We start from the raw sequence: 12,304 nt of genomic DNA, 5'->3' as shown, positions 1-12,304 counted from the left end.
TAAGGACATATCCATTGAAAACTATCGATAAGCTTGCGTGGCTTTATATCAAGAACAATAAACTTTTATGTGCCCGTTCTAAGAATAAATCACTGTTTTATATCCCTGGTGGCAAACGCGATCCAGGCGAAAATGACGAACAGGCGCTTATTCGAGAAATAGATGAAGAAATATCTGTAGCGCTTATACCCGAAACTATTACCTATGCAGATACTTTCCTTGCCCCAGCTGACGGTAAAGACGACGGTACCAAAGTTAAAATGACATGCTATTTTGCCGAATATACGGGTAATGCTTCACCCGCAGCAGAAATAGAAGAAATAACCTATCTTGGATACACACAACGACATGAAACTTCTATAGCGTCAGTCAAAGTTTTTGATTGGCTCTACCAACAAGGACTAATCAACGAATAGAGGCGAGTTTATTTATGCCAAACGATGTCATTAACTTCAACGAGAAATTTAGCCAATTTTCCAAGCATTGGTCACCTAAGGTAATTGCAGAAATGAACAATTATCAACTTAAACTGGCAAAAGTTGAGGGCGAATTTGTATGGCACACTCATGAAGATACCGATGAAGTATTTATCGTAATGAATGGTAGTTTAGCCATTCATTTGCGAGACCGTGTCATTCAGTTAAACACAGGTGAGATGTTTGTCGTCCCTAAAGGCGTAGAGCACAAACCAGTTGCTCAATCAGAGTGCCAAATTTTGTTAATTGAACCGCGAGGTGTTGTTAACACAGGTCAAGCGGGTGGGAAATTGACGGCAGATAATGATTGTTGGATATAAATAACAGCGCATTAATTACAAGCTTTAGCAAGGACCAAGGATGTTTATTATATCGCTAACGTATAAAGTTGAACTCAACCAGGTGGATAGACACTTGCCTGCTCACCTCGATTTTCTCAAGCAACAATATGCTGACGGCAACTTTATTGCTTCAGGCCGAAAGGTCCCTAGAACCGGCGGAATTATACTCGCACAAACCAAATCGCGTGAGCTATTAGAAGAGATTCTCTCCTTAGATCCTTTTCACAAGGCCAATATCGCCGACTATGAAATCACTGAGTTTGTGCCAACAAAAGTTGCGCCTCACTTAGGTTCACTGCTAGAAGAATAAATAATGATAGAAGCATTACTGACTCTAATTACAGCAACTGCCCTGCTACTGGGCTCTCCGGGTCCAGCACCATTGGCGCTTGCGGCAACAGGAGCTACATTTGGCATCAAGCGTGGTACACCCTTTCTCTTTGGTATTTTACTCGGTCTTGCATGCGCAATTGTCGGCGCATCTGCAGGACTCGCGGCCCTATTTGCTGCATTCCCACAGGTAAGACTCGCCTGCCAAATCATAGGGGCAACTTACATGGTTTATGTAGCCTACAAAATTGCTTCGGCTCCCGTTAATTCAAATGTTGAAGCAGACAGAGCGCCAAGCTTTAAAGATGGTTTTATCCTAAATCTTCTCAACCCCAAAGCTTATGCAGCATTCTTAGCACTTTTTTCTCAATATCTGCTGCCATTTGATAGTTCGTTGTTCGGCTACTTCGCGACTGGCATCATTTGTTTTCTGGTCGCGACCGTCGTAGATATCGTATGGCTTTGCCTCGGCAGTACGCTTCGGCCAATTTTTACCAAACCAAAGCAAGCTAAAATCGTCAGATGCACATTTGCAATCGTGATGGTTATTGCTGTGCTGTATGCTTTACTTAGCTGACCCACATTTGGAGAGCTCTATGCAAGCAATCGACGTCATCCACTACTGGTTCGAAGAATTAACACCACAGCAGTGGTGGATAAAAGACAATAAATTAGACATGCAAATCACAAATCGATTTGCACAGCTTCACCGCCAAGCTATGCAAGGCGAATTGTTTAGGTGGCGTGAAACCGCGCTTGGCAGCCTTGCGGAAGTGATTGTACTTGATCAGTTTTCTCGTAATATTTATCGAGACACAGCTAAGTCTTTTGCTGCTGATCCACTCGCTTTAGCATTAGCTCAACAAGCAATCAGTAAATCGTATGACAAAGAAGTGTCTGAACAACAACGCGGCTTCTTTTATCTACCCTTCATGCATAGCGAGTCTGTCATCATTCACAAGGAAGCTGTAAAACTCTACAAAGAATTAGGAAACGAGAATAATCTATCTTTCGAATTGCAGCACCAAGCGATTATCGAACGTTTTGGTCGTTACCCACATCGCAATTCAATATTAGGTAGACAATCTACCTCTGAAGAGCAGGCCTTCTTGAAAGAGCCCGGCTCAAGCTTTTAAGGCGATTTTAATTACTTTAAATACGCTTACACAGGTACAATTACCGTACAATAGAAGCTGTGGAGAGAAAACATATCAGATAACTAACTGCTTGTTTCATATAAAAAGATATAATAATTTAGGCATACATAAGTTTCCAATTGATTAAGCTGTACAACGAGAAACGCACTATTACCTAGAAGCAGGAAGCAATGAACACTGCGTTTAAGCCATGGCAGTACAATGCCATCATATGTGTAACCTACTTCGTTCTTGCTGTTTTTACCATGCAAGTCCTGAAAACATTAGCTGCTTGGCCGCCAGCAGGTGTTGCTTTAGCAGGCGTCATGATTTTTGGCAGAAACGCGTGGATAGGTATTGCCATTGGCACGTTTTTAGTCGTTACCTACCATTTTCACCTTGTCGGACAAGATCCATTCGCACTTCAACATTTGATCATTAATGCGTCAACCACAGCAGGAAATACTCTAGCTGCTCTTTGTGCGTATTGGGTCATCAATAAAAAACTACTGCAACAGAATCTATTAACCAGTGTGGCAGGGCTAGCCAACATATTCATTGTAGCCTGTATAGCTATTGGCCTAGTATCAGCTTTGTTCGGTGTTGGTATCTATTACGTAGTCGGCCTTTCATGGTTCGATGGTTTGTACATGGGTATTTTGAACTGGACTATCAGTAACGCGCTAGCCGCTATTGTCATAGCGCCAGCGCTTTACTTTTTGTGGCAAGGATGGCCTCATAAATTTACGTTGGAAAAACTCTGTCCGGTAATGATAGTGACGATGATTATTGTCATTATTTGTTATCTAGTGTTTGGTCCATCTTATGCGGAATATTCCCACCCTATTTTGCAACCGGCACTGTTACTTTTTCCACTGCTTTATTCCGCTATTAAACTCTCCCCAACATCAACATGTTGCATGAATGTGTTAATATTTTTTCTTGCGTGGATAGGCAGTAATCAAGGTAAAGGCTATTTCTTCCAGCATCATCCAGAAACAGCAGAAGTTTCTATGCAATATTTCTTTTTGTTTACCCTGTCCGCAATGCTGCTGGTTCAAGCGGTCTTTATACAGCGACGAAAAGAACAGAATCAGCTAACCTCAATACTAGAACATAAAGTCGAAGAGCGAACAAAAGAATTAGAGCAAGCGAGACAAGAAGCGCTAGCACTGTCTCTGACAGACCCTTTGACGCAAATCTACAACCGCCGAGGTTTTTTCAAAACGGTTAATCAACAATTTGGGCAATACACGCGGCACCCCGTATCATGCGCATTACTTTTATTGGATTTAGATAATTTTAAAAGCATTAATGATCAGCATGGTCACGCAACTGGTGACAAGGTTATATGTGCCGTTGCAAACACCTTGACCAGACACAGCAGGGATTCAGATATTTGTGGCAGAATTGGTGGTGAGGAATTCGTCGTATTTCTTCCTCTAACAGATGCAGATAGTGCTCATAGTTATGCCGAAAGGATCCGTCATGATATCGAAGCACAGCACCTGGTTTACGAATCAACAAATATTACCTACACAGTAAGTATCGGTATAAGCGAATTGACAGCAAACGATACGGATATTGAATCGATGTTAAAGCGGGCAGATAAAGCGTTGTACGACGCTAAAGGTTCTGGTCGAAATCAGGTTAAATTCAGTCAGCATTGAGTAAAAAGAGTCCCTGTGAGCAGCGATATACTGTGACCTCCAACTCTACAATGTAAGAGCTCTCATTTTCACGCGAAAAGTAAAACAATAACGATAGTTGAGACAAAAGTGAATCGTACAAAAAATCACAAAAATACGAAGATAATCAGCCAAGTTGCACAATATATTTATGACAATAGTGACAAAGCAATCAGCTTAGATGCACTAGCGAGTCACACGGGATTTTCGAAGTATCATTTTAACCGTCTATTTTTTGCTGCTACAGGTTACCAGTTAGGGGAATTTATTCAGCGACATAAACTAGAAAAGGCGCTTAATCATATTAAGACAGGCAACCACAATATCATCGACGTAGCACTAAGTATCGGTTACGACTCCCCGTCGTCCTTTACCCGAGCGTTCAAAAAGCACTTTTCCCTGACACCAACGGATGTCATGCAAGGCAAACAGCCCAGTAATGAGCGAGCTGGTAATTTACCACCTAAAAAACTATTTGCCGAAACGCCAGTTATTCCAGTTCTCGAAACATTGCCAAAACAAACAATTTTAGGTCTTTATGGCAAAGGATTTAGCGAACAGTCTTTTTCTGCGTTAGCCGGTCAACTATACGGCCGCCTCGCGACTATTGCAGAAAAAATGAGTTTTGATGCACTGCAGCCTATAGGCGTCGCAGTTGACAACCCTTGGGTTGGTGCACAATCGGAAAGCAATTTTTTCGCTGGTTTTATAAATGGACTTGATCAACATTTCCACACCTTACAAACATTTGAATGGCAAGCGGGAAAATGGGCCTGTTTCACACATTTAGGTTCTCACGACAGTATGTGGCAAACCATTTCTCAAGTTTACTCGCAATGGGTGCTACCTAATGATATCGCGTTAAAAGATCAGCAAATTGTTCAGCGGTATGTAAATAGTCCTTTAGATACACCACCAGAAAGGCTTGAAACCAAACTCTATTTTGCGATAGACGAAAGCCACACAGAAGCAACTTAGGTTGTTTTACTAAAAACGCACTTTCTGCACAGCGCTCTCTGCTGACTACATATATAGTCAACGCATAATAAATTTAAGGAAGATTAACCATGGTACTGATGAATTTACAGAGCACCTATATCCAACGTTTACGCACTTTTATCGTTTTGCTGGTGGCAAGCTTGAATGCTTTCTCGAGCATAGCAGCAGAATTATCAACAAAAGAAATTGACTTTTTTAATCAACAATTGAATCGCCCTGCAAAGGTTAAGTTTTGGTATCAATCCAGCGAAAATAGCTGTCATGCAAAGATGTGTTTAACGCCACAACAAACTCCCAATCGAATCGCAATAATTTCACATGGTGCTTTTGGCTCTCCAAGGGAAATGAATTGGCTTGGATATGCCCTTGCCTCACAAGGGTGGGTGGTTGCAGGCGTTGCTCATTTCGGTGAGTCTTGGGTTTATGGCACAGAAAGCATTGACCCGAGCACAGCCTCACGCTTTTGGCAGCGACCACAAGATGTAAGTTTCGTCATAGACAGCTTATCCAATGACGGGTTATTCAACCGTTCCCTCGCGCTAGACAAACTTATTATGGTTGGTCATTCCTCTGGCGGTTTTACTTCTTTAGCGTTAGCCGGTGCCACATTGGAATCAGGCAAATCTGAAGCCTATTGCCGCTCAGACAAAGCAAATAATGATAAAGGCTGTCAATACAGCAAAAAAGGTCGTTCCAAACCACTAACTCAGGACATGATGCGAAAAATTGGGTTACTTCAAAGGCAAATGCAAGACCCTCGTATCGGCGGAGTAATAGCGCTCGATCCTGCACTAGGTCATGCGGTAAATGAGCAAAGCCTTGCCCAAATAGACGTCCCAACGTTAGTGATAGGTTCAGTAAACAATGACTTTTTGCCATACATAACACATGCTAAATACTATGCTGACCACATTCAACGCGCTACGCTTGTCGGCATTGAACAAGGAGCTGGTCACTTCATCTACATAGATAGCTGTAATGCTGATCGAAAAGCTAATGGTGTGCCTTTATGTAAAGACCGTGATGGCGTAAACAGAGACGTTATTCAAAAACAAATACTGGTACATATTTTTGGTTTTATTTATAAAAACGGCTTGGGCTAAACGCTCAGCCGTCTTTTAAGAAAGACAGCAACAGTTTTGTATTACTATTATCCGCCGTATTCTTAGTCCAAATGGCAGATAAAGGTAATGCTTCTACTTCCCAGTCAGGAATAACATGAAGCAGCGTTTTATCCGCTAAATTACTTGCAACTTGTGATTTACTGAGCACAGCTAAACCAAGGCCGCTAAGGCAAAATTGATAAATAGCTTCGACACTATTAACCGTAACGGTGCTGTCAAAAGAAATACTTAACGGCATACCATCAAACAAGAATGTCCTTTTATTGGGTAGCTGAGCAAGCTTGAGCCATGGCCATGTAATCAAGTCTTCAGGGTGTTCGGGCACCGCCTGTTTTTTGTAAAACTTAGGTGAGCAAACCAACACACGTTCGATAGCGCCGATTTTCGTCGACTTGAGCTCGCTATCCGCCAGCTCACCTGCCCGGATGGTGAGGTCTACGCCCTCATCAATAATGTTTTTTCGTGTATCAGAGTATTCTATGTCGAGCTCTATTTTAGGGTAAGTTAATGCGAAATCGGCAATACGTTTATTGGTGTCAGAACGACTCAGTGCCGTCGGTAAAGAAATCTTTAATTTGCCTGTCGGCTCATCCTGATTATGTGACAGCATACTTATGGCACCATTGGCAGCATCAAGCATCTTTAACACTTGCTGATAGAAAGACTCTCCATCATGGCTCAGCGTTAAGCTTCTCGTTGAGCGGTACAACAATGCACTGCCGACTTTGGCCTCAAGCTGTGCAACATGATAACTCACCACGGACGGTGACAAACCAACAACGTTTGCCGCTTTTCGAAATGAGCCTTGCTTGACCACTTCGGCAAAAATAGCCATAGCTTTTAATTCGTTAATCATTCCAATTGTTCCATTTTTTGGAATTATGAAATCAAATTAAAGCATCTATTCATACAAACAACAATCTTCAACAATATCCACACCTACTCAATTAAGGAAATGTTGATATGTCGATATTAATTTCAATGGCTGTTTTTTCTGTTTCAATGTCGGTAAGTCCCGGCCCAGTAAACTTCTTAGCGCTAGCGAGCGGCCTTAACCATGGTTTTATGCCTTCACTAAAGTTTGTTACAGGTGCCACATTAGGCTTTATCAGTCTGTTGCTTCTCATCGGGTTAGGTATAGGCGCAACCAATGAAAGCTTTCCTGTAATTGTTGATTCACTGAAATATATAGGATGCGCTTATATTTTCTACATAGGCTTTAAGGTCTACTCTGAGACTGCTGCTCTAGATGACACGACAAGTCAGCACAATAAGCCGACCTTTTTGCAAGGCTGGCTAATGCAATGGCTTAATCCAAAAGCATGGGTAGCCTGCCTTGCCGGTTGCTCAGCATTTAGCGTTTATACATCTCACATTAGGCTTGCTCAATTTCTCTCGATTTACTTCGTTATCTGTTTCGTTGGCATTGCTAGCTGGGCATTACTTGGTAAGCGCATAAAAATATGGATTAGCACACCGAAACATGTCAGGTTATTCAATAAAGTTATGGGTATTTCGTTGTGTGTACTGGGGGTAATACTGCTGGTGCAATAGTGCCCATCGATTCGTTTACTGCTAAGAAAAGGATTATTTGAATGCAACTCTATCGATTTATCACTGGCCCCGATGATGCAACGTTTTGTATGCGAATTTCGACGTTGCTCAATCAAGGTTGGACGCTACAGGGCAACCCCACCCTAACATACAACGGTGAAACCACTATCGCAGGGCAAGCCTTAATTAAAGAAGTTCCTGGGCAGACATTTCATCAAGATATTGATTTAACTGCATACTAAACGACGTATTAGCGAAGGCACTCAAATGTATGGTGCCTTTCTTAACACAACGCTCTAAAATAGCTTTCAAATAAAGTGCGCACACGCTTAATCTTGGTAAAATGTTAGATGCGTAATTAAGCGCCTAAAAGTCTCATACTGAAAGGATTTCTATGATAGACACGTCCATATTACCCGTGTTTTTTACGGCTATTATCTTTTTAGCCATTTCCCCTGGACCTGACCTTGTTCTTATTTCAACTTATTCTGCAACTAAAGGCGTGAGAGCGGGTTTAATGATTGCTATTGGCGTTTTCGGTGCAGGTGTTCTGCAAACCATTCTTGTCGCGTTGGGTTTGGGTCAGCTCATGCAAACCGCCCCCGTATTTGCTTATGCGATAAAAATAGCGGGTGCATTGTATTTGAGTTATTTAGGCATAAAAATGCTAAGAAACTGGTTTGACAACAACAATGAGATTAAGCCTGAAAAGCAAATGGACAATGTTGGCTACGTAAAATTGATATCACGCGGCTTCTTTAATAATTTGTTAAACCCTAAAGCATTGCTGTTTTTTAGCCTGTTCTTACCACAGTTTACATCAAACGTTGGCAATCTCTCACTGCAAACAATAGCGCTAGGGTTAATCCTAAGTACTTTTGTGATGCTAATAAACATTGGCTTCGCCGTTGCTTTTAGTTCCTTTGGACAGATAATGGGAAGCAAGCTTAAACTAGGACGTCATATTGACGGGTTACTCGGTATCATTTTTATTGGTTTAGCCGCTCGGCTAGCTGCAAGTAAGTAATCCGTTTTCTGACTAATAAAAAGGCCTCAAACGAGGCCTTTTTATTAGTTAAATACGCAATGCTTAGCGTAGTCTGACGCTTCGTTTGCAGTCCAGTCGCCTTTAGGTTTCTCTTTCATCGCTGCACACCATTTTTCACTACCAACTTCCGGGGCACATGCTGCAAGTGTGAATACAGCCATAAAAGCGATTAAAACTTTTTTCATTATACTTCCTGATATTTTAAATAGTGGCAGCATTATACGGTTGGGGTAGCGTTTGTATAGCCCAGCTCTCATTTACGCATAATTACAAACCAATACGACATTAGTGGCTATAATAAAAAATGTAGTAGAATAAGCGAGTTAGCTGACCCACTCGGACAATAAAAAAGGTGTGCTTTTGCTCAATAAAATCCCTTTATCGGTAAAAATCCTTATTGGCATGTTGCTTGGACTGGCAGCAGGTCATTATGTTGCACAACCCTATCAAGCAATTAATAGCGTCGCAGATGGGTTCGTCATGCTTCTACAAATGACAGCTTTACCCTATATTTGTTTGTCATTGATAACCGGTATCGGTTCACTCACACCCGGCAAGGCAAAGTCGACCGTCAAAGCCAGTATAATTCTTGTCCTTATTTTGACCCTTGTTTCGGTTACCTTTATTTTGATGACGCCAATCTCATTCCCTGATTGGAAAAACGCGTCTTTCTATAGTGCAAGTACCATTAAAACAGAAGCTGAATTTGACTTAGTAAAGCTTTTTATTCCCGCAAATCCATTCAATGCATTTGCTAATGCAGTGATTCCTTCCGTTGTCGTGTTTAGCGTTTTTGTTGGTGTTGGGTTAATGACCGTTCGAGGTAAGCGTCACACGCTTGCGGTACTAACAAACTTACAATCCGCTATTGGTAATATTAGCGGCATCGTCATGAAACTAGCACCTATTGGTGTATTTTGTATAGGCTATCGTGCACTTGCAACGCTTGATATGAGTCAACTTGAAGCGTTGAGTGTATATATTGTAGCCTCTGCTGTACTCACCATTTTGCTTGCTTTTGTGGTGTTTCCCACGATTGTGGCAACTATCACACCATTTCGTTATCGCTCAGTCATTAAGGTATGTCGAGAAGCTATGATAACGGCCTTTGCGACAGGTAGCTTTTTCGCCGTAATCCCTATCATTATAGAAAAGACAAAAGCCTTAATTGCCGAGCGTATTCATATAGATAAAGACTCAGACAAAGTCGCCAATATTTTAGTGCCTATCACCTTTAGTTTACCGGTTGGTGGTAAGTTATTAGGCTTGGTATTTACCTTATTCGCTGCTTGGTTTTCAGGTGCATACATTGGAAATAATGAGTACTTCAAACTGATTTTCGTAGGAATTCCTCAGCTGTTCGGCACGACAACTATTGCTGTACCTGCACTATTAGACTTATTCAATGTCGCCAGCAACATGTTTGATTTGTTCTTAGTTGCAGAAAACCTTGTTGTCGGCCGATTAAGCTCGTTGTTATCTGTGAGTTTCGCTAGTTGCTTCGTATTATTGGTGGTTTCGCATATTAGTGGCCGAATCGTCTTTAAAACCAATTACGTTATTCGCAATTTACTTGTGCTTCCTATTGTTTTTGCGTCGGTATTTTTCGGCGTACAACATGGCTTTAACAAGCTTAGCTTACAGTACAAGGGGTATGAAAAATTCATCGATAGAGATTTACTATACGAACGAGTTAATGCCACCAAATTAGAGAAGCCGAATGCGAATGGCCAAACCCAACAACCCTTTACCGACGTGCTAACACGAATTAAGCGTAGGGGCTTTTTGCGTGTTGGGTATTTCATTGATGATTTACCTTACTCCTTCCAAAACAAAGAAGGTAACCTTGTTGGTTTAGATATTGAGATCATCAATATGCTGGCAGGCGATTTAGAAGTTGATATTGAGTTCGTCAAAATCCTTCATGAACAGGCAGAGCCCCTTCTGTCTTCCGGTTATTTGGACATGACTTCTGGCATACCTGTTATCCCTGACAATATGAAACGCTTCTCGATGACCGTGCCATACAGTGAACAGTCAATTGCCTTCTTAGTAAAGCACAGAAGGCGCGCAGAGTTCACCGATTGGCAAAAAGTCGTCGCGCGTGAAGATTTAATCATAGGTATTCCCGAAACCTTGTTCTATCGAGATGAGGTCGAACGCGTCTTTGTAAACGGTAAAGCTTGGGAGATATCGACACCACGCTTATTTTTTAGGGAAAACTACCAACACATCGACGCCATGCTATTTGGTGCCGCAGCGCTTTCTGGCTGGTCATTGTTGTATCCAGAATATACGGTAGTGGTACCTAAACCCGCTTTAAAACCAATTTATATGGCTTTTCCAATTAATAAAAATGACCTTGCATTTGAACTATTTATGCGAAATTGGATCGATATGAAAAAGCAAAGTGGTAGACTAGATGAGCTTTTCCGCTATTGGATTGAAGGCCAGTCACCAGAGTCGGCGATCAGAGTAAATATAGAATAATTCCCATATGACAACTAAAAATATTAGCATTTTATCAGCACTATTTATAACAGGTGCAATTGTTGGCTGCGCCAAAATAAGTACCGTAAATACCAATTTAGATCGTGAAAATTTTGAGCACTATTTTTCACCTTCTCGTGTCGCTATTTATGAGTCTGAACAAAACTTTATAGGCAAATATCAGTTCATTGGTGCAGTTGAAGGCGAGAATTGCCAAGCAAAAGCCCACCTTGCTGCTCCAGACCCGATCGAAGCAAGGACAGAAGCGCGAAGAGCAGCGTATCAATTGGGGGCAAATGCTATTGTTTTTAGTGGTTGCGCAGAAATTGAAGATAAAACTAAACATTGCCACGCCAGTGTAATTTGCTATGGCAAGGCTTATCAAGTTGAGCAAACTGGTCAAGAAAAATAACTGATGCAGAGTAAATTTACTGTCTCTACGCTTGGCATCGTTCATTCTCCATACAAAGAGAAATTTGCCATTCCCCGTCAACCTGGCTTGGTCACAGCCGCCAAAGGATTTATCGACATCAATTGTGGTCAAGATGGCCAGGATATGGTGCAAGGCCTTGAAGGGTTCAGCCATATTTGGGTACTGTTCATGTTTCATCAAACCTTGCCACATGGTTGGAAAACGAAAGTAAAACCACCAAGGTTAGGCGGAAACAAAAAAATAGGGGTGCTTGCAACGCGTTCAACATTCCGGCCTAACGGTATTGGTATGTCAGTTGTAGCACTCGAAAATATTGAATTGACCACTCAAGGGGCAAGGCTGCACATCTCAGGACTAGATTTGCTTGACCAAACTCCTGTGGTGGACATAAAGCCATACATTGGCTATTCAGACTCCATTAGTCATGCAGATTCAGGATTTGCTGATGAGGCGCCCAAAAATGCGTTGACAGTTTTGTTTGAAGAGAAAGCAGAACTGCGAGCAAAAGCCCACGCCGAGCCACTTTTTGAGATGATACAGCAGGTACTTACTCAAGACCCGCGACCTGCTTACCGACAAGGAAAACCAGATGAAAAAACGTACGGCATGCGCTTGTTTGACGTGAATGTTACTTTCGCGTTTATGTCACTCACAAGAGTCAAAGTACTTGCTATTGAATAAGCGG

General features: G+C 41.8%; 16 protein-coding genes. 14 read left to right on the top strand and 2 right to left on the bottom strand.

The genetic code is table 11. From position 1 onward, the window contains the following. Window positions 1–14 precede the first annotated feature (14 nt). The 8 genes from ACFSJY_RS09375 to ACFSJY_RS09340 all read left to right on the top strand — a co-directional run bounded on the left by ACFSJY_RS09375 (window position 15) and on the right by ACFSJY_RS09340 (window position 6,073). Window positions 15–416, top strand: coding sequence for an NUDIX hydrolase (locus ACFSJY_RS09375; protein WP_386033581.1), 402 nt, complete (start codon window positions 15–17; stop codon window positions 414–416). A gap of 14 nt (window positions 417–430) precedes the next feature. Then, window positions 431–796 (top strand): cupin domain-containing protein, encoded by a 366-nt coding sequence (locus ACFSJY_RS09370; protein WP_386033579.1) that lies wholly within the window; start codon window positions 431–433, stop codon window positions 794–796. A gap of 40 nt (window positions 797–836) precedes the next feature. Then, on the top strand, window positions 837–1,127 hold the full coding sequence (locus tag ACFSJY_RS09365) for a YciI family protein (RefSeq protein WP_386033577.1): 291 nt from the start codon (window positions 837–839) through the stop codon (window positions 1,125–1,127). Between the two features lie 3 nt (window positions 1,128–1,130). After that, a complete protein-coding gene (locus ACFSJY_RS09360) occupies window positions 1,131–1,724 on the top strand; it encodes a LysE family translocator (RefSeq protein ID WP_386033575.1) in 594 nt (197 codons plus the stop codon). 19 nt (window positions 1,725–1,743) lie between these two features. Next, entirely contained in the window at window positions 1,744–2,283 is a 540-nt protein-coding gene (locus tag ACFSJY_RS09355) for a DUF924 family protein (protein ID WP_386033573.1), read from the top strand. A gap of 191 nt (window positions 2,284–2,474) precedes the next feature. Beyond that, window positions 2,475–3,953 carry a sensor domain-containing diguanylate cyclase gene (locus ACFSJY_RS09350; protein ID WP_386033571.1) on the top strand — a complete coding sequence of 493 codons (1,479 nt, stop codon included), beginning with the start codon at window positions 2,475–2,477 and terminating at the stop codon, window positions 3,951–3,953. Between the two features lie 108 nt (window positions 3,954–4,061). Next, window positions 4,062–4,949 (top strand): helix-turn-helix domain-containing protein, encoded by an 888-nt coding sequence (locus tag ACFSJY_RS09345; RefSeq protein ID WP_386033569.1) that lies wholly within the window; start codon window positions 4,062–4,064, stop codon window positions 4,947–4,949. An 89-nt stretch (window positions 4,950–5,038) separates the two neighbouring features. After that, window positions 5,039–6,073, top strand: a complete 1,035-nt coding sequence (locus ACFSJY_RS09340) for an alpha/beta hydrolase family protein (protein ID WP_386033567.1) — start codon at window positions 5,039–5,041, stop codon at window positions 6,071–6,073. A 4-nt stretch (window positions 6,074–6,077) separates the two neighbouring features. On the opposite strand, the gene ACFSJY_RS09335 is transcribed toward ACFSJY_RS09340, so the two are convergent. Beyond that, complete coding sequence (locus tag ACFSJY_RS09335; protein ID WP_386033565.1) at window positions 6,078–6,950, bottom strand: LysR family transcriptional regulator; 873 nt, start codon at window positions 6,948–6,950, stop codon at window positions 6,078–6,080. Between the two features lie 107 nt (window positions 6,951–7,057). Between ACFSJY_RS09335 and ACFSJY_RS09330 the strand changes: the two genes are divergently transcribed. The 3 genes from ACFSJY_RS09330 to ACFSJY_RS09320 all read left to right on the top strand — a co-directional run bounded on the left by ACFSJY_RS09330 (window position 7,058) and on the right by ACFSJY_RS09320 (window position 8,675). After that, the gene (locus tag ACFSJY_RS09330) at window positions 7,058–7,648 is read left to right on the top strand and encodes a LysE family translocator (RefSeq protein ID WP_386033563.1); all 591 of its coding nucleotides are present in this window, start codon (window positions 7,058–7,060) and stop codon (window positions 7,646–7,648) included. Window positions 7,649–7,689: 41 nt separating this feature from the next. After that, complete coding sequence (locus tag ACFSJY_RS09325; protein ID WP_386033561.1) at window positions 7,690–7,890, top strand: DUF1737 domain-containing protein; 201 nt, start codon at window positions 7,690–7,692, stop codon at window positions 7,888–7,890. 152 nt (window positions 7,891–8,042) lie between these two features. Continuing rightward, window positions 8,043–8,675 (top strand): LysE family translocator, encoded by a 633-nt coding sequence (locus ACFSJY_RS09320; RefSeq protein ID WP_386033559.1) that lies wholly within the window; start codon window positions 8,043–8,045, stop codon window positions 8,673–8,675. A 44-nt stretch (window positions 8,676–8,719) separates the two neighbouring features. Here ACFSJY_RS09320 and ACFSJY_RS09315 read toward each other — a convergent pair whose 3' ends face one another. After that, entirely contained in the window at window positions 8,720–8,881 is a 162-nt protein-coding gene (locus tag ACFSJY_RS09315) for a DUF3012 domain-containing protein (RefSeq protein ID WP_386033557.1), read from the bottom strand. A 175-nt stretch (window positions 8,882–9,056) separates the two neighbouring features. On the opposite strand from ACFSJY_RS09315, the gene ACFSJY_RS09310 reads away from it, so the two are divergent. Genes ACFSJY_RS09310 through tsaA form a run of 3 tightly spaced genes read left to right on the top strand, consistent with a single transcriptional unit; the run spans window position 9,057 to window position 12,300 of the window. Then, entirely contained in the window at window positions 9,057–11,186 is a 2,130-nt protein-coding gene (locus tag ACFSJY_RS09310) for a cation:dicarboxylate symporter family transporter (RefSeq protein WP_386033555.1), read from the top strand. A 7-nt stretch (window positions 11,187–11,193) separates the two neighbouring features. Beyond that, a complete protein-coding gene (rcsF, locus tag ACFSJY_RS09305; RefSeq protein WP_386033553.1) occupies window positions 11,194–11,598 on the top strand; it encodes an Rcs stress response system protein RcsF in 405 nt (134 codons plus the stop codon). 3 nt (window positions 11,599–11,601) lie between these two features. Further along, window positions 11,602–12,300 (top strand): tRNA (N6-threonylcarbamoyladenosine(37)-N6)-methyltransferase TrmO, encoded by a 699-nt coding sequence (gene tsaA / locus ACFSJY_RS09300; protein WP_386033551.1) that lies wholly within the window; start codon window positions 11,602–11,604, stop codon window positions 12,298–12,300. Window positions 12,301–12,304 lie beyond the last annotated feature (4 nt).

This window comes from Thalassotalea euphylliae, assembly GCF_042682785.1.
Classification (GTDB): domain Bacteria; phylum Pseudomonadota; class Gammaproteobacteria; order Enterobacterales; family Alteromonadaceae; genus Thalassotalea_F; species Thalassotalea_F euphylliae.
The sequence above is the reverse complement of the archived record's forward strand: the minus strand, read 5'-3'. Positions and strand labels throughout refer to the sequence as shown.